Origin of the sequence: Pseudomonas sp. GM48 (genome assembly GCF_000282335.1) — a bacterium.
Taxonomy (GTDB): domain Bacteria; phylum Pseudomonadota; class Gammaproteobacteria; order Pseudomonadales; family Pseudomonadaceae; genus Aquipseudomonas.
On record NZ_AKJM01000115.1, the window covers coordinates 80,087 to 102,638 of the forward strand.

Here is a 22,552-nt window from a genome sequence, read left to right on the forward strand (position 1 = left end):
AGCCGCCCGCGTCAGCGAACCTGCCACACACTGCGCAATCGCTCCAGCGCTGACTCGATCGCTTTTTCGGGCACGGCAGCAAAGCCCAGCACCAGTCCCGCGCGCTGATCCATTGGCATTGCAGAGTCGGGCAACCAATAGCTGCTCAAACCGTTGATCTCGACATCGACGCTTTGCGCCAACTCGATCAATTCACGTTCACGCGCCACGCTATCGACGGGTACGGTCATGTGCAGCCCCGCGGCGACGGTGGGCAACTGACCGACGCCAGGCACATCCACCGGCCAGCCGCTGAGCAGCGTATTACGCCGGCTCAGCGCCGCACGGCGCATGCGGCGGATATGCCGCTGGAAGTGCCCGGCCGCCATGAATTCGGCCATCACCGCCTGGGTACTGACTTCAGAATGGCGTACGTCCACGGCACGACGCTGGGCAAACGCCTGCACCAGCCCTGCCGGCAACACCAGGTAACCCAAGCGCAACGCCGGAAACGCCACTTTGCCGAACGTGCCGACGTAGAGCACCCGGCCTTGTCGGTCCAGTGCTGCCAAAGGTGCCAGCGGCGCACCGCTGTAGCGGTACTCGCCATCATAGTCATCCTCGACGATCCAGCCCTGAGTGCGTTCTGCCCAGGCCAGCAACTCCAGGCGGCGAGCCAGGCTCATCACCACCCCGGTGGGGTACTGATGGGACGGTGTGACGTAGGTCAGACGACAATCGCCGAGCTGTGCCAGTGCGTTGCAGTCGATACCCTCGCTATCCACCGCGACCCCATGCAACCGGGCACCCGCCACGGCGAACGCATGACCGGCCGCCCGATACCCCGGATTTTCAATCGCCACCCCGTCACCGGGCTCCACCAGCAGCTGTGCACAAAGGCTAATCCCCTGCTGCGCGCCACTGGTGATCACAATTTGTTCAGCCGTGCACTGCATGCCACGGGAACTGCGCAAATACGCGGCGATCATTCCACGCAAGCGCGCATCGCCGGCCGGGTCGCCGTAACACAGTTGCTGCAAATCCGGTTTGCGCCAGAAAGCCGCATTCAGCTTGGCCCAGACCTCGAACGGGAACAGATCGAACGCCGGAACACCCACCCGAAAAGCTCGAGGCGGACCACTCGGCGGGCTGGCCAAATGGTTGTTTTCAACCCGCGCCAACGCGTTGCTGTGGATAACTTTGCTGGATGAATTCACAGGTAAATCGAGCCAATTTGTGGATAAGGCTGTGGGTAAGCCTGTTGAAAACCCTGTGGATACTTTTGTGGATAGTTTTTTTGTCGGCAACACCGCTTGAGGCAGTTGCGCGACATAGGTGCCATCTCCGACTCGCCCCTCAATGAAGCCTTCGGCGTACAGCTGATCGTAGGCACGCACCACGCTGTTACGGGAAATCGCCAGCGCCGCAGCCAGGTCACGACTGGCTGGCAGACGTGTACCGCTGGCCAATCGTCCGTCGAGAACGCGAAGTCGCAAGGCCTGATAGAGCTGGCGACTCAACCCCTGGCGACGATCAAGTTCGATACCGGCCGGGTTGAACGACAAGGAAAGCGGCGCATCTGTCATGACAATGGACCCATGAAATTGGTCATTAATGGCTCTTACAACAGACCAATAGCCTGCCTAGGATGAAGACATTCGCCAAGGAAAATATCTCCATGTATACGCCGCGCGCTTTTGCCATCGACGAGTTGTCCCAACTACATGAACTGATCCTCGCCACCCGTCTCGCCATATTGGTGACCCACGGCGAAAGCGGCCTGCAAGCCAGTCATGTGCCGGTGCTGCTGCATTGCGAACAAGGCTTGAACGGCACGTTGTACGGGCATCTGGCCAAAGCCAATCCACAGTGGAAAGACCTGCGCGACGGTGCCGAAGCCCTGCTGATTTTTGCCGGTGCCGACGCCTACGTCAGCCCCGGCTTCTACCCGAGCAAGGCCGAACACGGCAAAGTCGTGCCAACCTGGAACTACGTCGCCGTACACGCCTATGGCCGAGCCGAAACCTTTAGCGATGGCGGGCGGCTGCTCGACATCGTCAGCACCCTCACCGACCGTCATGAAGCTGGCCGCGCCCAACCGTGGTCAGTGGCCGATGCCCCCGCCGATTACATCGACGGCATGCTCAAGGCCATCGTCGGTTTCGCCATTCCCATCGACCGTCTGGAAGGCAAGCGCAAGCTCAGCCAGAACCGCAGCCCCGCCGACATCGCCGGCGTACGCGAAGGCCTGGCCGCCAGCCCCGACGTCAACGACCAGACCCTCGCCCAATTGATGCGCTAAGGAAATCACCATGAGTCAAATCGACATTCGCCAAGTCACCTCCGGTGATCACGCGGCGTGGCTGCCGCTTTGGCAAGCCTACCTGCGCTTCTATAAAACCGAGTTGCCGGAGGTCGTCACCCACAGCACCTGGCAGCGCATGCTCGATCCGCACGAGCCAACCCACGCCGCCCTCGCCTGGGCTGACGGTAAAGCGGTGGGCATGGTGCATTTCATCTACCATCGTTCGAACTGGGCCATCGAAAACTCCTGCTACCTGCAAGATTTGCTGGTGGTCCCGGAAACCCGTGGCACCGGCGTCGGCCGTCAGCTGATCGAGTTCGTCTACACCACGGCCAAGGCAGACGGCTGCAACAAGGTGCACTGGCTGACCCACGAAACCAACGCCACCGCGATCCAGCTCTACGAGCGCATTGCCGAGCGCCCCGGTTTCATCCAGTTTCGCAAAGCCATTTAGGTTCAAGGAGAACAGCATGTCGATTTCACTCGCCGACTGGAAAGGCGTCCCGGCTCCCACGACTCAACTGATCGAAGGCCGTTACATCCGCCTGGAAAAACTCGACCCGGCGCGCCATGGCGACGACCTGTTCAATGCGCTGCAAGGCCCGGGTGCCGATCCAAAACTGTGGGACTACTTGCCTTACGGCCCCTTCCCCGAACGCAGCACCTTCAACGACTGGCTGAACAACCACGCGGTCAGCAGCGACCCGTATTTTTTCAGCGTGATCGACCGCGCCAGCGGCGAGGTACAAGGCATTCTCAGCCTGATGTCTATCGTCCCGGCCCAGGGCCGCATCGAAATCGGCCACGTCACCTTCGGTGCCCCGATGCAGCGCTCGCCGAAAAGCACCGAGGCGGTTTACCTGCTGGCCAGGGAATCCTTTGCCCTGGGTTACCGTCGCCTGGAATGGAAATGCAACAACGCCAACGCCCGCTCCAAATACGCGGCTGAGCGATTGGGCTTCAGTTTTGAAGGCGTGTTCCGCCAGCACATGGTGGTCAAGGGGCAGAACCGCGATACCGCGTGGTACTCGATCCTGGACTCGGAATGGCCGGCGATTGGCGCCGGGTTTGAGAAGTGGCTGAGCGCTGAGAACCAGACGGCTTCGGGGCAGGTGAAAGGGTTGGCGGAGTGTCGTAGCCAAGGGCAGTAAGTAGACGAGTTTCCGACACTACGCCAACGGACACGTCCGGGAATGCTGTAAGGAAAAACGGCTGACAAACGGGTGAATCCGGGCAAGATCGAAACCTTCCGGTGATTGGGCTACAAGCGCCGCTTCTGCGGACTGCCAGCTACCCGGAAACGCCCGGCATCGCGAATTTTCATCGACTTTTAGAGTTTGGCCTCCCTTCACGAGAGGCTGAACCCCATGTTGATCCGACATGCTTACCGACCCCATTGCATGGCACTGGCGATTTCCGTCGCCTTCGGCCATGCAGGCTGCGCAATCGCTGAACAGTCAACCGTGCCCATTGATCTGCCCGCCGAACAGAGGGCGCGGCTGGAAGCACTGATCAATGATCCAGCCACCGTCAGAACCCCGATAACCAAGCCAGAAACAGGTGCTGACGGCATCGCATTGAAGCTGGGTGATGACCATGACCTGGTCACTGTCAGTCGACGCGGCCGTTTCGATGGCCTGGTTGATGGAGGCGGCGGCAACAACGCGCTGCAACTCGATACTGCGAATGGCGGTGAGCTTGGAGAAAGCCGCAATTTCGATTTTCTGCACATCAAACGAGGCCAGTGGACACTGACGGGGGCAGATGACTTTCGTGACGGCGCCATCGTGATGAACAACGCCACGCTGACCAACCATGGAAGCATTGTCGGTCAAGTGTCCGTTGATAAACGAGGGACGTTTCGTGGCAATGGCCAAGTCGGCCACCTGCAGGTAGAAGGCCATCTTGAGGTTAATGCCTTGCACGGAGCCCCACGCGTGAGGGGCGACCTTACCCTTTATAAAACCGCCGAACTGGCCTATGAGGTCAACCCCGATGGCCGCAGCGAAACGATTAAAGTCGATGGCACTGCCCGTCTTGGCGATGCCACGCTAAAGATTGTCGCAGTAACGGGTGAATACCCGGTGACCAGCCAATACTCGGTCATTGAGGCCGGCCGAATCGAAGGTGAGTTTGGCAAGGTTCGCAACGATCTGGCGTTCTTGACTCCGACATTGCAGTACAACGAAAAGACCGTCGGCCTGACCTTCGTTCGAAATGATGTGGAGATCGAGAGCGTAGCCATCTCTGCCAACGGACGGGAGTTCGCTCAGAACATTTCACAAACAGAGGAAATTCCATCGGTTCAGGTACCCCCTGATGCAATAAACAGCATCAATGCGCCGAGCCCATTGCCTGTCACTGAAACCTCCGTTACTGCTGCGGCTCCAACTACTGTCCTTGATACCTCCGTTACTGCTCCGGTGCCTACCGTTCAACCCTCCGCTGAAACATCACTTGCACCACCTGCCACTCAAGCTTCCGGCACAGCTCAAACCCCTTCCCCGGTCTCCCGACCAACAGTCGCATCGTTCAAGCCTGCCCAGGTAACGAACGCCGCGATCGCGGCTCTGATGGGGGCCAACAAAACCACCGCAGCGCGGGCGCTGGAGCAATTGGCGGGGGGCAGCAATGCCAATCTTGGCAATGCCACGCTTACGAGTGTCAATCCGGTCAGCACCAGCATGCTGTCAGCCATGCGCCAACTGGATAGCACTCAACTCATTTACTCAAAAGGTTCGCCACGTCTGACAGCGGATGGCGAAAACAACGGCAGGGTCTGGCTACAGGCGCTGGGCAATGGAGGCACGCTCGATCGCGGCCAGGGCAGCAGTGCATTGCGTCATGCCACCAAAGGCCTGGTGCTGGGTGCGGACTGGACAGTCGATGAGCAATGGCGACTGGGTGTGATCGGCGGCAAATCGCGCACCCGTCTGGATGCTAACCAGCTGGACGGGAATCTCGAGAGTGTTCATCTCGGTGCCTACGCTCTTCGCCAAAGCGGACCACTGGCGATACGCTTGGGCGCCACCCACAGCAGCCACGACGGCAGCAGCAAACGCCGGGTGGCGTTCAACGGATTCAGCGATCGCCTCAAAGGCAACTACGACGCCAGTACCCGGCAAGCCTTCGCGGAACTCGGCTACAACCTGGGCACCGGCAACCTGAGTGCCGAGCCGTTCGCCAATCTCGGCTATCAGCGTTACCAGCGCGATGGTTATACAGAAAAAGGTGGCCCGGCGGCTTTGCAGGTCGAGGGGCAAACTCAGGACAACATTGGCAGCACTTTTGGCTTGCGCCTCGCCCGACTCAATACGCTGGACAACGGCATGCGCCTGACACCGAGCTTCAGTGCCGGCTGGAAGCATATCTACGGTGACATCGACAGCCGTACCCGGCAAAAACTGAAAACGGGCAGCAGGAGCTTCACCGTTCGGGGGACAGCACTGGATCGTGACAGCCTGAGCCTGGACGCCGCGCTGGAACTGTCCCTTTCGCCGCGGCATACCCTGGGCGTCGGCTATAACGGCGAAGTCGGTAGCGACAGCCGCAGCCACGGCGTGACGGGTCAATGGCGGATGGCGTTCTGATCAACCACTGGCCCAACACAGAACCTGTGGGAGCGGGCTTGCTCGCGAAGGCGGAGTGTCATTCAGTATTTGTGTCGCTGTCACACCGCTTTCGCGAGCAAGCCCGCTCCCACAGGATAGGCGACGCTTTCATGAACGGATTTGCGGGCAAAAAAAAGGGGAGCACATGCCTCCCCGAGGTTTAAAGCGTTGTATCGAGGCCGTTTACTCAGCCTTCGATCTCGATCAGGATCTCGCCCGGGTTCACCCGGTCGCCCTTGGCCACGTGAATGGCGGTGACTTTACCGGCGATGGCGGCCTGGACTTCGGTTTCCATCTTCATCGCTTCGGTGATCAGCACAGCCTGGCCTGCCTTGACGGTGTCGCCCTCCTTGACCAGCACATCGACGATGTTGCCCGGCATGGTGGTGCTGACATGGCCCGGTGCAGTGGCTTGCTTGCGCTTGCTGCTGCCGCCGCTGACGAACTCGTTGAGCGGTTCGAACACCACTTCTTCCGGCATGCCATCGATGGACAGGTAGAAGTGACGCTTGCCTTCGGCCTTGACGCCGACACCGGTGATGTCGACGCGGTAGGTTTCGCCGTGGACGTCGATGACGAACTCGGTCGGCACGCCTTCGCCGCCCGCCGAAGCCACCTTGCCGGCTTCCGGAATCGGCAACAGCACTTCAGGAGTCAGGGTGCCAGCCGCGCGCTCTTCGAGGAACTTGCGGCCGATGTCCGGGAACATGGCAAAGGTCAGCACGTCTTCTTCAGACTTGGCCAGTGCACCGATGTCGGCACGCAGCTTGGTCATTTCCGGCTTGAGCAGGTCGGCCGGACGCACGTCGATCACTTCTTCGCTGCCGATGGCCTGGCGACGCAGTTGTTCGTTCACGGTGCCCGGCGCCTTGCCGTAACCGCCCTGCAAGTACAGCTTCACTTCGTTGGTGATGGTCTTGTAGCGCTCGCCGGCCAGCACGTTGAAGAATGCCTGGGTGCCAACGATCTGCGAAGTCGGGGTCACCAGCGGCGGGAAGCCGAGGTCTTCGCGAACCCGCGGGATTTCGGCCAGCACTTCGTTCATGCGGTTGAGGGCGCCCTGCTCTTTCAACTGGTTGGCCAGGTTGGAAATCATCCCGCCCGGTACCTGGTTGACTTGAACGCGGGTGTCAACGGCAGTGAATTCGCTTTCGAACTGGTGGTACTTCTTGCGCACGGCGTAGAAGTACAGACCGATCTCTTGCAGCAGCTCCAGGTTCAGGCCGGTGTCGAACTCGCTGCCTTTAAGCGCTGCGACCATCGACTCGGTGCCCGGGTGGCTGGTGCCCCAGGCGAAGCTGGAGATTGCGGTATCGATGTGGTCAGCACCGTTTTCGATGGCCTTCATCTGGCACATCGCGGCCAGGCCAGCGGTGTCGTGCGAGTGAATGAACACTGGCAGCGATTGCTCGGCTTTCAGGGCCTTGACCAGTTCGCCGGTGGCGTATGGGGTCAGCAGACCGGCCATGTCCTTGATCGCCACCGAGTCGCAACCCATGGCTTCCATTTGCTTGGCCTGGTTCACGAAGGCCTCGATGGTGTGCACCGGGCTGGTGGTGTAGGCGATGGTGCCCTGGGCGTGTTTGCCGGCGGCTTTTACCGCTTCGATGGCCACGCGCAGGTTACGCACGTCGTTCATGGCGTCGAAGATGCGGAACACGTCGATGCCGTTGACCGCTGCCTTGGCGACGAAAGCTTTGACCACGTCGTCGCTGTAGTGGCGGTAGCCCAGCAGGTTCTGGCCGCGCAACAGCATTTGCAGGCGGGTGTTAGGCAGCGCGGCGCGCAGTTGGCGCAGACGCTCCCACGGGTCTTCTTTCAGGAAGCGCACGCAGGCGTCGAATGTCGCGCCACCCCAGCACTCCAGCGACCAGTAGCCGACTTTGTCGAGCTTGTCGCAAATCGGCAGCATGTCTTCGGTGCGCATGCGGGTCGCGAGCAGCGATTGGTGGGCGTCGCGCAGGATGGTGTCGGTTACGTGAATCTTCTTGGACATTGTTTTATTCCTCACAGGCCTGCGTGGGCGGCGATGGCGGCGGCGATGGCCAGGGCCAGCTCTTCGGGTTTGCGCTTGATCGAGTAGTTGGTCAGTTCAGGATGGCTTTCAACGAAGCTGGTATTGAACTGGCCGCTACGGAATTCCGGGTTACGCAGGATTTCCTGGTAATACGCGGCGGTAGTCTTGACCCCTTGCAGACGCATGTCGTCCAGGGCGCGCAAGCCACGGTCCATCGCCTCTTCCCAGGTCAGCGCCCACACCACCAGTTTCAGGCACATGGAGTCGTAGAACGGTGGAATGGTGTAGCCGGTATAGATCGCCGTGTCGGTACGCACGCCAGGACCACCGGGGGCGTAGTAGCGGGTGATCTTGCCGAAGCTCGGCAGGAAGTTGTTCTTCGGGTCTTCGGCGTTGATCCGGAATTGCAGGGCGAAACCACGGTGCTGGATGTCTTCCTGTTTCACCGAAAGCGGCAGGCCGGAAGCGATGCGGATCTGCTCGCGGACAATGTCGATGCCGGTGATTTCTTCGGTGATGGTGTGTTCCACCTGCACCCGGGTGTTCATCTCCATGAAGTACACCTCGCCCTCGGCGAGCAGGAACTCCACGGTGCCGGCGTTCTCGTAACCTACGGCCTTGGCTGCACGCACCGACAGGTCGCCGATGTAGGCGCGCTGTTCCGGGGTCAGTTGCGGGCTCGGGGCGATCTCGATCAGCTTCTGGTTGCGACGCTGGATCGAGCAGTCACGCTCGAACAGGTGCACTACGTTGCCGAAGCTGTCGCCAAGAATCTGCGCTTCGATGTGCTTAGGATTGACGATACATTTTTCCAGGAACACTTCCGCCGAACCAAATGCCTTGGTGGCTTCGGAAATCACCCGAGGGAAGGCCTGTTCGAGTTCTTCGCGGCTGTTGCAGCGACGAATACCGCGGCCGCCACCACCGGACGTGGCCTTGAGCATCACCGGGTAGCCGATGCGATCGCCTTCGGTCAGGGCTTCTTCGATACCCGACACGTTGCCTTCGGTGCCCGGGGTCACCGGTACGCCGGCCTTGATCATGCTGCGGCGGGCTTCGGTCTTGTCGCCCATGCGACGAATGACTTCAGCCGATGGGCCGATGAACTTGATCCCGCGCTCGGCGCAGATCTCCGCCAGTTCGGCGTTTTCCGAAAGGAATCCGTAACCGGGGTGCAGCGCATCGCAACCGGTTTCCACAGCCAGGTTCACCAGCTTGCGCGGGTTCAGGTAACCGGCCAGCGGTTCGGCACCAATGCTGTGGGCTTCGTCCGCACGCTTGACGTGCAAAGCATGACGGTCGGCGTCGGAGTAGATCGCGACCGAGCGAATGCCCATTTCGGCGCAGGCACGTACAATTCGTACGGCAATCTCACCACGGTTGGCGATCAGGATCTTTGTTATCACTTGGAGTTTCCCTTGAGCCGGTGGTACCCACGACCTGCTAGACCCAGGTCGACGCGTGACCAAATGTTTCAATTTGGTCGCAGGTCCACACTAGCGCCCACAAGGGATTAACAAAAATGAATAATAATTGGGTCGCGCATAAGTAAAGACTTATAGTTGAATCACCAGCCAGCGACGAGAGCGACCAGATAATGCGTAAGTCATTGATGCGTATGACTTTGCGGCAATTGCAGATCTTTAACGAGGTCTGTGATTTGCGGTCCTACAGCCGAGCGGCCGAGGAAATGTCGCTCACACAACCTGCCGTCAGCCTACAGATTCGTCAGCTTGAAGAGCTGATTGGCCAGCCTTTGTTCGATTACGTCGGCAAAAAACTCTACATGACCGAAGCCGCTGAAGCGTTACAGCGGGCCAGCCGGGATATTTTCGGGCGCCTGGAAAACCTCGACATGCAGCTGTCGGACATGCAGGGCTCGTTGCAGGGGCAACTGAAACTGGCAGTGGAATCCAGCGCCAAGTATTTCGTGCCGCACTTGTTTGCCGCATTCAAACGCCAGCACCCGGAAGTGAACCTGCAACTGACGGTGGTCAATCGCGGCCAGGTCATTCGGCGCCTGTCGGATAACCGCGACGACCTGGTGATCATGTCCATGGTGCCCCAGGACATGGGCCTGGAATTTCTGCCGTTCCTGAATAACCCGATCGTCGCCGTGGCGCCACCGGATCACCCGCTGTGCCATATGGGGCCGCTGCGCTTGCAGGATCTCGAGCCCTACACACTACTGCTGCGTGAGCCAGGCTCCGGGACGCGGCTTGCGTGCGAAGAATACTTCAAAGAGAAGCGCGTGCACTTCAACCAGACTCAGGAAGTCTCGTCTGCCGAAGCTCAGCGTGAATGTGTATTGGCGGGTCTGGGCGTTGCGCTATTGACGCGCCACGCCCTGAACCTTGAACTGGCAACCGGCGGACTGATCGAATTGCCGGTCGAAGAATTGCCGCTCTACCGCAGCTGGTGTCTGGTGCAGGCCAAGGCGAAACGCCTGTCACCGGTGGCTCACGCCTTCCTGGCGTTTGTTCGTAGCGAACGGATTCAGATCAGCGCGCTGGTTGAGCGTTTCGACGGGAAGTCGAGGGAGATGACTGCCAGAAGTTGAGCTCCAGCTCTGGAAAATCGCCAATCTCGGCCAGAAGCTGACGACGTTCGCAGCGATCTTCGATGGCGCGGCGGAATTCCATACGGCGCTGATCTTCTTGCTGACGACGGGTTTTGACAGCGCTGTTGCGTTCTTCGTAGGGCATGGCCATTTCGAGTCTCCCAAGGCGAGTACGGGAGTTTCAAGATAGGCGCGCGGGATGACGGTTTGGCGGCTCGTTGATTACAGACCGATGAACATTGGCTGGACCTGTGGCGAGGGAGCTTGCTCCCGCTGGGTTGCGTAGCGACCCTAAGATTTTGCGACTGCTGCGCAGCCGAGCGGGAGCAAGCTCCCTCGCCACAGGGTCCGCGCCAGTCTTGAGATCAGTCGTCCAGTGCCTTCACTGACTTTGGCGACAACCGCAAACTGCGCAGGCTGCGCTTGACGCTCTTGAGGTGGTTCACCAGGCTCGGTCCGCGCGCCATGGCCACACCCATCGCCAATACGTCGATAACGACCAGATGGGCGATCCGCGAGGTCAACGGCGTGTAGATTTCGGTGTCCTCATGCACATCGATCGCCAGGTTGACGGTCGACAGCTCGGCCAATGGCGTCTGGCTCGGGCACAGGGTGATCAACGAAGCACCGCTTTCACGCACCAGGTTGGCAGTGATCAGCAAATCCTTGGAACGCCCCGACTGGGAAATGCAGATCGCCACATCGGTCGGCTTCAGGGTCACCGCCGACATCGCCTGCATGTGCGGGTCGGAATACGCCGCAGCGGTGAGCAGCAAACGGAAGAACTTGTGCTGAGCGTCCGCCGCGACCGCACCCGAGGCGCCGAAGCCATAGAACTCGACACGCTGGGCCTGGGACATTAGCGTCACCGCTCGCTGCAACTCCACCGGATCGAGCTTCTCGCGAACCTCCATCAGGGTGTGCAATGTGGTGTCGAAGATTTTCAGGCTGTAGTCGGCGACCGAATCATCCTCATGGATCGCGAACTGGCCGAAACTCGCACCCGCCGCCAGGCTCTGGGCCAGCTTCAGCTTCAGGTCCTGGAAACCGGAGCAACCGATGGCGCGGCAAAAACGCACGATGGTCGGCTCGCTGATGCCCACGCTGTGGGCCAGGTCGGCCATTGAGCTGTGCATCACGGCCGCAGGATCAAGCAGCACATGGTCGGCGACCTTGAGCTCCGACTTGCGTAACAGGTGGCGAGACTGGGCGATGTGTTGCAGCAGATTCAAAGGGCTGGACTCTTTGTTATTGGCAGGTGCCGGGGATGTAGCACGCTTGTAGTTATACTACATGAATCGGCTTTTTGCCTGCTCAATGCGTAACCACATCCCTCGACATTCAGGCACGCGCGCTCCATGTAGCGCTCATCACCAGCTTTCCAGTTACTCATCGACGCTCGCCTTTTGGCGTTGCGACAAAAATGAGCCCGCCCTTACAAACTTCACCATTAGTTATCTCATCAACAACACACAACCAAAATCAACTTACAAACAAGTCAACTATCGCCACCCACAAACAAATAAAGATGGATATATTAACCAGGCAGGACGCAACTATCTTAGTTAAAGGAGTTACACACAATGACCATTACAACCAAAGACTGGATCGCCCAAATTGATCGCATGCCCGGCGCTGCATCCTTCCGCACTTTCGGTACCGTGACCGTTGCCAACTCTGGCATTACAGCCAGGCTGGTGCTGAGCGAGGTGCAGGACAAATCTTATGATTTACGTCTAGACCTGAAAATTGAAGACACCGGCGCAATTGCACTTCAAGTATTAACCGACAGGTTTGTCGAATACCGAGTAGCCGGTGAATCAAATGTTACTGGCGTCAGTATTTTCTTCGAAGGAAAGTTACTGCACCACATTGATAAAGTACTGATCACCGCTTAAATAATTACCTGCTGCAAACTTCCCGTCAAACCGCCAAAGGGCCTGACGGGAAGCATCCTCAGTCAATCCGCGTCCTGCCCTCGTAGCTGGCCCGCCAGGTCTTGCGCCTCTACCGGCCGACTGATCAGATAGCCTTGCACCTCATCGCAGTGCTCGGCCTTTAGAAACTCAAGCTGCTCCTGCCGCTCCACCCCTTCCGCCACAACCTTCAATGACAAACCATGGGCCATTGCAATGATCGCCCGGGTGATCGCCGCATCCTCGGTACCCTCCCCCAGCCCGCGGATAAACGCCTGATCGATCTTCACGTAATCCACGGGAATGCGCTTGAGGTAGCTCAGGGATGAATAGCCGGTGCCAAAATCATCGATCGCCAGTTTCACCCCAAGATCGCGCAACTGCTGGAAGGTCGCAATGATGTGCTCGACGCTGTCCAGCAACTGGCTTTCGGTCAACTCCAGCTCTAGGAAGTGCGGTGCCAGCCCGGTTTCTTCCAGTACCTGGCGCACCAGGCTGACCAACTTGCCCTGGCGCAACTGATGCACCGACAAATTGACCGAAACCCGAATCGGCTCAAGCCCCTGGCGCTGCCATTCACAGGCTTGCCAGCAAGCCTGGCGCAGTACGAACTCGCCGATCGGACCGATCAGCCCGGTTTCCTCGGCCAGCCCGATAAAGTCCCCCGGCGGCACACGGCCCATGGTCGGATGATCCCAGCGCACCAGCGCTTCAGCGGCGTTCAACCGGCCGGTGGCCAGGCACAGCTTCGGCTGGTAATACACCTTGAGCTGTTTGTCTTCGATAGCTTTGCGCAGATGGTTTTCCAGTTGCAGGCGTTCCAGGGTGCTGGCCTGCAGGCTGTCGGTGTAGAACTGGAAGTTGTTGCCGCCCAAGTGCTTGGCATGTTGCATGGCCATGTTCGACTGGCTGACCAATGCAGACATCTCCCGGGCGTTGTCCGGAAGCAGACTAATACCCATGGACGCACTGACCACCAGCTCATGCCCTTCGACCGTCACCGGCAGGCGTAACTTGGTTGCCAACCGTGTCGCCACCCGCGCCAGGCTCGACAGGTTGCCGTAGGAATTGAACAGCACCGCAAATTCATCGCCGGACAAGCGCGCAATGGTGTCTGCCTCCGGCAACGCGTTGACCATCCGCCGGGCCATTTTCTGCAACAGTTGGTCAGCGACTTCATGGCCGAGACTGTCATTGAGCAGCTTGAAGCGGTCCAGATTGATGTGCAGCAATGCCAGACTGCGATAACCGCCCTGACGTACCCGTTGGTGCGCCTCGCTCAACCGCTCACGAAACAGCGAGCGATTGGCCAGGCCGGTCAATTCGTCATAGTGGGTCAGGTAGCGCATGCGCTCTTCGGATTCGCGTCTCGCCGACAGATCAGCGAAGAAGCCCACTATATGGCTGATCTTCCCCCGAGGATCACGCACGGTATTCAGCTGAAGCCATTGCGGGTACATCTCCCCGTTCTTGCGGGTTTCCACCAGCTCGCCCTGCCAACTGCCGTGCTGCTCCAGCGCTTGATGGATCGCGGTGAAGTGCCGGCGGGCGTCGCGACTGCACGGCAACTCGACCACGTTGCGCCCGAGAATGTCCTCGATGTCATAACCCGTTACGCGGCTGAAAGCCTGGTTGACGGCAATCAGTGCATAGGCGGGGTCAAAAATCACGATGCCTTCACTGGCCGCCTCGAACACCGTCGCTGCCAGTTGCTGTTGTTCCTCCAGCACCTTGCTGGCACTGATGTCGCGCCGCGTCCCGACCATGCGAATGACCCGGCCGTTTTTGCTGCGCTCGACTGCCCGGCCACGGTCCTCGATCCAGACCCAGTGACCGTCGCCATGACGCACCCGGTACTCGACCTGGTAATCCTCGCTTCGGCCCTTCAAGTGCTCGACCAGCGCCCGACGCAAGACCGGAAGATCCTCGGGGTGCAAGCGCGGCTTGAGATGGCGCAGCATCGCTGTCACATATTCCGGCTCCAGGCCGAACAGCTCCTGAATCAGGGTGTGATGCACTTCGTCGGTCTGCAGGTTCCAGTCCCAAAGCCCCAGCTCACTGGCTTTCAAGGCGAGCGCCAGGCGTGCTTCGCTTTTGCTCAGGGCCTGGTTGGCCGCGTCCAGTTCCAGGCTGCGCTGGGTGACGCGGCTTTCCAGTTCAGCCTGGATTTGCCGCAACTCGTCTTCGGCCCGACGGCGTTGGTCGACTTCCCCGGCCAGTTTCTGATTGAGCTGGTCACTGCAATTGCGGGCGTGTTGCAAATGCTCGATCAGCGCCTGATTCTGAAAACGCCGCAACAGACCGCGATCGATCAATCGATTGACCTGCCAGGCAACGACACTCAGTGCACCAAGCAATATCAGGCCGAACCAGCCCCAGCCGTGCTGTTGCTCATCTGCGCCCCAGAACATATAGGCAATGGCTGGCAACAGGCAGGGCAAGGTAAAAGACAGGAAGGCCGGCAGACTCACTGCATAAGCAACGCTGGCCGACAATGCCGCGGCGCCGATCAGGCCGAACACCCAGGCTTGCTGGATAAAATTGTCGGCGGGGACCAACGCGATGCCGGCACCCGCCAGGGTCAGGCCGGTCAGGCCCGAACCGAGCAAAAACATGCGTCCCCAGACAGGATTGGCTTGACGGTTGGGTATGGCCGAATCAAAGGCGGCGACCTGGATGACCCGCAATGCCACCAGCGACAGCAACCAGACCAGCCACACGCTGACCAGGAAGTAGCGCTGCGGGCTCCAGAGCAAACCGGCACAGACCAGGCCATTGATCAGCATGAACAACGTGGGCAGCAGCGAGCCCTGATACAACAGGCGCGTGCGTTCGACCGCCATTTCCATGGCGTATTGCTTGCGGATAACCCGGGGCTCCACAGTGGGGCCCGACAGGTCGAAGCTGAGGGTCATAGGCGATGTTCTTGTTCTTATAATGATGAGCATGAGCCCGAAACTGCTCGGAGCATACACAAGCAATTGCCCGGACCAAACTGCTGCTGATCAACAAATCGCCAAATTTTTCAGCCGCCGACGCCCCTGAAAACGCCGAAGGCATGCCCCGCCAACGCCTGCAGCCGATGACTGACCGGTCGTCCTTTGCATAACTTTCATCGGCTAAATCGAAGCGGAGTTTGCCCGGTGTGTCGCGGCCCCCTAGAATGCCCTGATGCGCGATGATCTCTCCCTTCTGCTGAACTCCCTCAACGATGCCCAACGCCAGGCCGTAGCGGCCCCCGTGGGTCGTCAGTTGGTCCTGGCCGGTGCTGGTTCCGGTAAAACCCGAGTGCTGGTGCACCGTATCGCCTGGTTGATCCAGGTCGAAAACGCCTCGCCCCACTCCATCCTGTCGGTGACCTTCACCAACAAGGCTGCTGCCGAGATGCGCCAGCGCATCGAGCAGCTGATGGGCATCAACCCGGCCGGCATGTGGGTTGGCACCTTCCACGGCCTGGCGCACCGCTTGTTGCGGGCGCACTGGCAGGAAGCGGGCTTGAGCCAGACCTTCCAGATCCTCGACAGCGATGACCAGCAACGACTGGTCAAGCGGGTGATCCGCGAGCTCGGCCTGGACGAACAGCGCTGGCCGGCCCGTCAGGCCCAATGGTTCATCAACGGGCAGAAAGACGAAGGCCTGCGTCCGCAACACATTCAAGCCAGTGGTGACCTGTTCCTGGCGACCATGCGCGGCATCTATGAAGCCTACGAGGCTGCCTGCCTGCGGGCGGGCGTCATCGACTTCTCCGAATTGCTGCTGCGCGCCCTCGATCTGTGGCGCGATCACCCGGGCCTGCTCGCTCACTATCAAAAGCGCTTCCGACACATTCTGGTGGACGAGTTCCAGGACACCAACGCCGTGCAGTACGCCTGGTTGCGCCTGCTGGCCAAGGGTGGCGACAGCCTGATGGTGGTGGGCGACGACGACCAGTCGATCTACGGCTGGCGCGGCGCGAAAATCGAGAACATCTACCAGTATTCCGAAGACTTCCCGGACGCCGAAACCATTCGCCTGGAGCAAAACTATCGCTCCACCGCCGGCATCCTGAAGGCAGCCAACGCCTTGATCGCCAACAACACCGGGCGCCTGGGCAAAGAGCTGTGGACCGACGGTGGCGACGGCGAGGCAATCAATCTGTATGCCGCCTTCAACGAACATGACGAAGCACGTTACGTTGTCGAAACCATAGAAAGCGCGCTGAAAACCGGCCTGTCTCGCAGCGATATCGCGATTCTGTACCGCTCCAACGCCCAATCGCGGGTTTTGGAAGAAGCGCTGCTGCGTGAACGCATTCCGTACCGCATCTATGGCGGCCAGCGCTTCTTCGAGCGCGCCGAAATCAAGAACGCCATGGCTTACCTGCGGTTGCTCGAAGGACGGGGCAACGATGCCGCGCTGGAACGGGTGATCAACGTGCCGGCCCGTGGCATCGGCGAGAAAACCGTCGAAGCGATCCGCGACCATGCGCGCCACAGCGATGTGTCGATGTGGGAAGCAATGCGCCAACTGGTGGCCAACAAAGGCCTGACCGGTCGTGCGGCCGGTGCCCTTGGCGCGTTTATCGAGTTGATCGAGAACCTCGCCGCCAAATGCATGGAAATGCCGCTGCACCTGATGACCCAGACCGTCATCGAGCAATCGGGGCTGATTGCCTATCACCAAGCGGAAAAAGGCGAGAAAGGCCAGGCCCGGGTAGAAAACCTTGAGGAACTGGTCAGCGCCGCGCGCAACTTCGAAAACAGCGAAGAAGACGAAGAGCTGACGCCATTGGCAGCGTTCCTCGGTCACGCCTCGCTGGAAGCCGGCGATACCCAGGCCGACGAGCACGAAGACAGCATTCAACTGATGACCCTGCACAGCGCCAAAGGCCTGGAATTTCCTTATGTGTTCCTGGTGGGCATGGAAGAAGGCCTGTTCCCGCACAAGATGAGCCTGGAAGAACCCGGCCGCCTTGAGGAAGAGCGTCGACTGGCCTACGTCGGCATCACCCGGGCCATGCAGAACCTGGTGATGACCTTTGCCGAAACCCGCCGCCTTTATGGCAGCGAGACCTACAACAAGGTGTCGCGCTTCGTACGCGAGGTGCCGAAAGGTCTGATTCAGGAGGTGCGGTTGTCCAACAGTGTCAGCCGTCCGTTTGGTGGCAACCAGTCGATGAGTGGCAGCAACCTGTTCAGCGGCAGCGAGATTCCACAAACCGGCTTCAGCCTCGGCCAGACCGTACGGCACTCGGTGTTCGGCGATGGTGTGATCCTCAACTTCGAAGGCGCCGGGGCTCAGGCCCGGGTGCAGGTGAACTTCAGCGAAGGCAGCAAGTGGCTGATGCTGGGTTATGCCAAGCTGGAGGCGATCTAAAAGACCGCCAGAAGTCTAATGTGGGAGCGGGCTTGCTCGCGAAGAACGATCACGCGGTGTTTCTGATGAACCGCGGTGCTGCCTTCGCGAGCAAGCCCGCTCCCACAGGGTTAGGCGTTGGCCTATGTGAATGAAAGGGGACAAATATGGGCTCAGGCTTTTTTTCCTCTTGGACATTCTGGGCCCTGTTATCGGCGGCGTTCGCGGCGATGACCGCCATTTTCGCGAAAGTTGGCATCGAAAACGTCAACTCTGACTTCGCCACCCTGCTACGTACGATAGTGGTATTGGTCAGTCTGGCCTTGATTTTGTACGCCACGGGCCAATATCAGTCTTTGGGATCGATCTCTGCGAAGAGCTACCTGTTCCTGCTGTTGTCGGGCCTGGCCACCGGTGCATCGTGGATCTGCTATTTCCGTGCACTCAAGGTTGGTCCGGCGTCACTGGTTGCTCCAGTGGACAAACTCAGCGTGGTGCTGGTGGCCATTCTTGGCGTTGTCCTGCTGGGTGAAAAACTCGACCTGCGCCAATGGGGCGGAATCGGTCTGATCACGGCCGGAGTCGTCATGCTGGCCCTGCGACGCTAGGCGAACGTCCTGCAAAACTTATCCATTCATCTGACATATCAAAGTCAAAAGGCCTTATTGCGCTGACTGAAGCTGAACATGACCTGTCAGGCAAAAGCCCGAAACACTCTGCCGCTAGCCAGTAACACTTCAGCTGTGCAACATGGCGCGCGTGCCTTCCACAAATGGGAATTCCCTTTATGAAACGTTTTCTTAGCATCGCCATGGCGTTGTGCATCGGCCTGACGATGAGTCTCGACGTCAATGCCGCCAAGCGCTTCGGTGGTGGCAAAAGCGCAGGTGCTGCGCCGACGCACCAGACCAGCCAGATGGCTCCTTCTTCCCCAGGCATGGGCGGCGCTGCGGCGACCGCTGGTGCTGCCGGTGCCGCTGGCGCCGCTGCCAAGGCCGGTGGCGCTTCGCGCTGGCTCGGCCCTCTGGCCGGTATCGCGGCCGGTGGCCTGCTGGCATCCATGTTCATGGGTGGCGGCTTCCAGGGCATGCAGATCTTCGACATCCTGATCATGGCCGTCATTGCGTTCCTGGTCTTCCGCTTTATCGCCGCCCGTCGGCGCAAGCAGCAGGAGCATTACGCTCCGGCCGGCCACGCGCCGATGCAACGTGAAGTGTTCGAACAGAAGCCGGCCGGCGGTTCGATCTTCGGTGGTTCGGCAGCGCCTGTTGCCGCTCGTCCGGTGATCAATGCTCCAGCCTGGTTCAACGAAAGCAACTTCGTCGAAGCGGCGCGCAATCACTTCCAGTCCCTGCAACAGCACTGGGACGCCAATGAAATGGACAAGATCGCCGAGTTCGTGACCCCGCAAATGCTGGAGTTCCTCAAGCGTGAGCGGGCAGACCTGGGTGACGGTTTCCAGTCCACCTACATTGATAACCTCAATGTACAGCTGGACGGCGTGGACGATCGCACCGACAAGACCATCGCTACCCTGACCTTCACTGGCGTGTCGAAAACCTCGCGTTTCGACCAGGGCGAAGTCTTCAGCGAAAGCTGGAACATGGAACGCGCACAGGGCGAAAACCAGCCTTGGCTGGTGGCCGGTATCCGCCAGAACGGCTGATCCTCCTCCGCGTTTCACTTGCTGCAATAAAAACCCCAGCCCTGGCTGGGGTTTTCTATTTCGCGGTTGCATCTATAGCGAGCTACTGTATAAACCGCCCCATATAAACCGCGCCATACAAGCAAGAGGATCCCGGACGTGGAAGAAATCATCGAACAACTGCGTGAAGCCAACGAACCGGTACCGGTCCCCTTGGAGTTGCCCGACGAAGACCTGCTGGTCGAAATCGAAGAACAACTGTTCATCGACATTCCGTTCGTCTTCAGAGAGTTTCTGCTGACCGTCAGCGACGTGGTCTACGGAAGCCTGGAACCGGTCACCGTGACCGACCCGCAATCCCATACCTACCTGCCCGACGTTGCCGCCAACGCCTGGGACGCTGGCGTTGATCGCAGCATGATTCCTATCTGCCAGGTCGGTGATGACTACTACCTGGTCGAAGAGGACGGCACCGTGGTGTTTTGGCAGGCCGAAGAAGAGCTGATCGCCGAAGAGACCTGGGAGTCGGTGTGGCACTGGGCGCGGGACGTCTGGCTGGAAAGCTGATCCAACCAACGCCGCAGGGTGGTCAATGCCCGGACGACTCCTTGTGATTGTCGAGGGTTTCCAGCAACGCCACCTGCATCCGCGTATGCACACGAATGAACCAGCGCCACAGCAATGCCGCCACGGCGGCCGCGACGATGGCGATCAGCACCAGCAACTTGTTGGTCGGCAGAATACTGGCCGACAAGGCTGCCAACAGCAAAAAGATCACCAGCAGCGACAGGATCGGAATCACTTCGGCGATCACCCGGCGCACTCGTTGCGTGTGGCGCCCGGCCATTTCCGGCTTCACCCCCATTTCCGCCAGCAGCATCGACAATGCTTTTAGCTTGCGGTACGCCGCAATCAAAAAAGGTAGCGACAGCAACAGCGCCCCACCCCAGATCAATGCCTTCTGCCAGCTCGGGTCGCTGATCCAGCCTTGCAAGTAAGCCGACATGCGCTCGGCGAAGAACGCGCCTGAGAGGAAGATCGCGATCACCAATGCCAGGTTGACCCCAACCTGCAGCAAAATCCTTCTGATCATCGATGCCAGCAATGCCCCCTCACCCTGGGGCTGGATGCTGCGCAGCCATTCGCCGTACATCCCCAACACCCGTCCCAGGCGCTCCGGCATGACGCCGGCGAGCTTGATCGACAATGGATCAGCCGCGCGGATCAAATAAGGCGTCAGCAAGGTCGTGATCACCGAAACAGCCACGGCCACGGGGTATAAAAAGTTGCTGGTGACCTGCAACGTCATGCCCAGTGCCGCGATGATGAAAGAGAATTCGCCAATCTGTGAAAGACCCATCCCGACCCGCAGTGAGGTGCGTCCGTCATTGCCGGCGATAAATGCACCAAGGCCACAGGACAGCATCTTGCCAAGCACCACGGCTACGGTGATTACGGCGATTGGCCACGCGTATTGAAGCAGGATCGCCGGATCGAGCAACAGCCCGATGGCCACAAAGAAAATCGCACTGAAAAGATCGCGAACCGGCTCAATCAAGCGCTCAATTTTCAGCAGTTGCCGGGATTCAGCCATGATCGCGCCAATCAGGAACGCCCCGAGAACCATGCTGTATTCAAGCTTGACCACCAGCAGACAGAAGCCAAAACACAGGCCCAGTACGGTAATCAGCAGCATTTCGTTGCTGTCGAATCTGGCCACGTAGGCCAGCAAACGCGGCACCATCAGAATACCGATGACCAATGCGACGATCATGAACAGCGATAGCTTGCCGACTGTGGAGAACACTTCACCGGAACTGACCGTACCGCTGACGGCGATGCTGGACAGCAGTGCGATGATGCCAATGCCCAGGATGTCCTCGACGATCAGCACACCGAATATCAGCTGTGCAAATCGCTCGTTCTTCAGCTTCAGATCGTTGAGCGCCTTGACGATGATGGTGGTCGAGGAGATCGCCAGGATCGCGCCGAGGAACAGTGAATCCATGGTGTTCCAGTCGAACCAGCGACCAATTTCGTAGCCGATCCAGATCATCAGCACGATTTCCAGGAACGCCGCGATGAATGCCGTCGCACCGACCTTGAACAGCTTGCGCAGGCTGAACTCCAGGCCCAGGCAGAACATCAGGAATATCACCCCGAGTTCGGCCAGGGTCTTGATGGTTTCTTCATCATGGATCAGGCCGAATGGCGGGGTGTGCGGGCCAATGATGAAACCGGCGACGATGTAGCCCAGCACCACCGGTTGTTTCAGGCGATGGAAAATCACCGTCACCACACCTGCGATCAACATGATCACTGCCAGATCCTGAATGAAACTGATGGCATGCACGGCGTGAGACTCCCTGGCTGGCATTGCTCGATCCCCGGACGCAGGAAAAGTCTGATCGAGCAGAACAAAAATCGGAATTGCACGTAGGAAATGCCCTTGAGGCAGGGCTTTTTGCAGGGTAACACCGCGACTTCTGGCAGAAAGGCGGTGCAATATATGGAAACAGATCGATCCGGCGTGACGGCGACTCTGCGCCCGGCGTCCCGATAACTGTTGGTTTGAAAAAACCGCTGAGGCACCCGCAGAGGTGCATCCCTCAAACCTGGCCTTGACCCGTGAGAATGCTATGGAACCCGGAAACGCCCAGCTGTCGATGACGGTATTGATGACCCCCGACATGGCCAACTTCTCTGGCAATGTTCACGGCGGCACCCTGCTCAAGTACCTCGACGAAGTGGCCTACGCCTGCGCCAGCCGTTATGCCGGCCGCTATGTGGTGACCCTGTCGGTTGATCAGGTCATTTTCCGTGAGCCGATCCATGTCGGCGAACTGGTGACCTTTCTCGCCTCCGTCAACTACACCGGCAACACCTCTATGGAGGTGGGCATCAAAGTGGTGACCGAGAACATTCGCGAGCGCTCGGTGCGTCACACCAACAGTTGCTTCTTCACCATGGTCGCCGTGGATGACCAGCGCAAACCTGCACCGGTACCACCGCTGCAACCGCAGAACAGTGAAGACAAGCGCCGTTACATGCAGGCCCAACAGCGCCGGCAGATTCGTCAGGAGCTGGAAAAGCGTTATCAGGATATCAAGGGCGACGCCTGAGTTTTTCAGTCAGGTTGATGGTGTTCTCTAGATAGCCTTCGCGAGCAAGCCCGCTCCCACACT

Annotated in this window: 18 protein-coding genes; 11 read left to right on the forward strand and 7 right to left on the reverse strand. The window is 59.3% G+C overall.

Features of this window, described 5'->3' with window-relative positions; all coding sequences use genetic code 11:
* Positions 1-11 precede the first annotated feature (11 nt).
* The gene (gene pdxR / locus PMI28_RS08180) at positions 12-1,565 is read right to left on the reverse strand and encodes a MocR-like pyridoxine biosynthesis transcription factor PdxR (protein WP_007989614.1); all 1,554 of its coding nucleotides are present in this window, start codon (positions 1,563-1,565) and stop codon (positions 12-14) included.
* A gap of 92 nt (positions 1,566-1,657) precedes the next feature.
* Between pdxR and PMI28_RS08175 the strand changes: the two genes are divergently transcribed.
* The 4 genes from PMI28_RS08175 to PMI28_RS08160 all read left to right on the forward strand — a co-directional run bounded on the left by PMI28_RS08175 (position 1,658) and on the right by PMI28_RS08160 (position 5,874).
* Positions 1,658-2,281: an FMN-binding negative transcriptional regulator gene (locus PMI28_RS08175; protein WP_007971713.1), complete on the forward strand. Its 624-nt coding sequence runs from the start codon at positions 1,658-1,660 to the stop codon at positions 2,279-2,281.
* 10 nt (positions 2,282-2,291) lie between these two features.
* The gene (locus tag PMI28_RS08170) at positions 2,292-2,738 is read left to right on the forward strand and encodes a GNAT family N-acetyltransferase (RefSeq protein ID WP_007989616.1); all 447 of its coding nucleotides are present in this window, start codon (positions 2,292-2,294) and stop codon (positions 2,736-2,738) included.
* 16 nt (positions 2,739-2,754) lie between these two features.
* Positions 2,755-3,435 carry a GNAT family N-acetyltransferase gene (locus tag PMI28_RS08165; protein WP_007989618.1) on the forward strand — a complete coding sequence of 227 codons (681 nt, stop codon included), beginning with the start codon at positions 2,755-2,757 and terminating at the stop codon, positions 3,433-3,435.
* Positions 3,436-3,651: 216 nt separating this feature from the next.
* On the forward strand, positions 3,652-5,874 hold the full coding sequence (locus PMI28_RS08160; RefSeq protein WP_007989620.1) for an autotransporter outer membrane beta-barrel domain-containing protein: 2,223 nt from the start codon (positions 3,652-3,654) through the stop codon (positions 5,872-5,874).
* Between the two features lie 208 nt (positions 5,875-6,082).
* Here PMI28_RS08160 and oadA read toward each other — a convergent pair whose 3' ends face one another.
* The gene (oadA, locus tag PMI28_RS08155; protein ID WP_007989622.1) at positions 6,083-7,891 is read right to left on the reverse strand and encodes a sodium-extruding oxaloacetate decarboxylase subunit alpha; all 1,809 of its coding nucleotides are present in this window, start codon (positions 7,889-7,891) and stop codon (positions 6,083-6,085) included.
* An 11-nt stretch (positions 7,892-7,902) separates the two neighbouring features.
* On the reverse strand, positions 7,903-9,318 hold the full coding sequence (locus PMI28_RS08150; RefSeq protein ID WP_007971702.1) for an acetyl-CoA carboxylase biotin carboxylase subunit: 1,416 nt from the start codon (positions 9,316-9,318) through the stop codon (positions 7,903-7,905).
* Positions 9,319-9,509: 191 nt separating this feature from the next.
* On the opposite strand from PMI28_RS08150, the gene PMI28_RS08145 reads away from it, so the two are divergent.
* A complete protein-coding gene (locus PMI28_RS08145; protein ID WP_007989625.1) occupies positions 9,510-10,472 on the forward strand; it encodes a LysR family transcriptional regulator in 963 nt (320 codons plus the stop codon).
* Here PMI28_RS08145 and PMI28_RS29865 read toward each other — a convergent pair.
* On the reverse strand, positions 10,414-10,623 hold the full coding sequence (locus PMI28_RS29865; RefSeq protein WP_007989628.1) for a PA3496 family putative envelope integrity protein: 210 nt from the start codon (positions 10,621-10,623) through the stop codon (positions 10,414-10,416). The two genes, PMI28_RS08145 and PMI28_RS29865, sit on opposite strands and share 59 nt — an antisense overlap.
* A 214-nt stretch (positions 10,624-10,837) precedes the next feature.
* Positions 10,838-11,704, reverse strand: coding sequence for a transcriptional regulator HexR (gene hexR, locus PMI28_RS08140; RefSeq protein ID WP_007927594.1), 867 nt, complete (start codon positions 11,702-11,704; stop codon positions 10,838-10,840).
* A gap of 351 nt (positions 11,705-12,055) precedes the next feature.
* On the opposite strand from hexR, the gene PMI28_RS08135 reads away from it, so the two are divergent.
* Positions 12,056-12,370, forward strand: a complete 315-nt coding sequence (locus PMI28_RS08135) for a hypothetical protein (protein ID WP_007989630.1) — start codon at positions 12,056-12,058, stop codon at positions 12,368-12,370.
* A gap of 62 nt (positions 12,371-12,432) precedes the next feature.
* Here the strand turns inward: PMI28_RS08135 and PMI28_RS08130 are convergent, their stop codons facing one another.
* Positions 12,433-15,303 carry an EAL domain-containing protein gene (locus PMI28_RS08130; RefSeq protein ID WP_007989633.1) on the reverse strand — a complete coding sequence of 957 codons (2,871 nt, stop codon included), beginning with the start codon at positions 15,301-15,303 and terminating at the stop codon, positions 12,433-12,435.
* Between the two features lie 256 nt (positions 15,304-15,559).
* Between PMI28_RS08130 and uvrD the strand changes: the two genes are divergently transcribed.
* The 4 genes from uvrD to PMI28_RS08110 all read left to right on the forward strand — a co-directional run bounded on the left by uvrD (position 15,560) and on the right by PMI28_RS08110 (position 19,934).
* Entirely contained in the window at positions 15,560-17,743 is a 2,184-nt protein-coding gene (gene uvrD / locus PMI28_RS08125) for a DNA helicase II (protein WP_007989636.1), read from the forward strand.
* Between the two features lie 146 nt (positions 17,744-17,889).
* A complete protein-coding gene (locus tag PMI28_RS08120; protein ID WP_007989639.1) occupies positions 17,890-18,330 on the forward strand; it encodes an EamA family transporter in 441 nt (146 codons plus the stop codon).
* Positions 18,331-18,509: 179 nt separating this feature from the next.
* Entirely contained in the window at positions 18,510-19,388 is an 879-nt protein-coding gene (locus tag PMI28_RS08115) for a Tim44 domain-containing protein (protein ID WP_007989642.1), read from the forward strand.
* Between the two features lie 138 nt (positions 19,389-19,526).
* On the forward strand, positions 19,527-19,934 hold the full coding sequence (locus PMI28_RS08110) for an SMI1/KNR4 family protein (protein ID WP_007989643.1): 408 nt from the start codon (positions 19,527-19,529) through the stop codon (positions 19,932-19,934).
* Positions 19,935-19,956: 22 nt separating this feature from the next.
* Here the strand turns inward: PMI28_RS08110 and PMI28_RS08105 are convergent, their stop codons facing one another.
* A complete protein-coding gene (locus PMI28_RS08105) occupies positions 19,957-21,720 on the reverse strand; it encodes a cation:proton antiporter (protein ID WP_033063512.1) in 1,764 nt (587 codons plus the stop codon).
* 286 nt (positions 21,721-22,006) lie between these two features.
* On the opposite strand from PMI28_RS08105, the gene PMI28_RS08100 reads away from it, so the two are divergent.
* Positions 22,007-22,489 carry an acyl-CoA thioesterase gene (locus tag PMI28_RS08100; RefSeq protein WP_007989648.1) on the forward strand — a complete coding sequence of 161 codons (483 nt, stop codon included), beginning with the start codon at positions 22,007-22,009 and terminating at the stop codon, positions 22,487-22,489.
* Positions 22,490-22,552 lie beyond the last annotated feature (63 nt).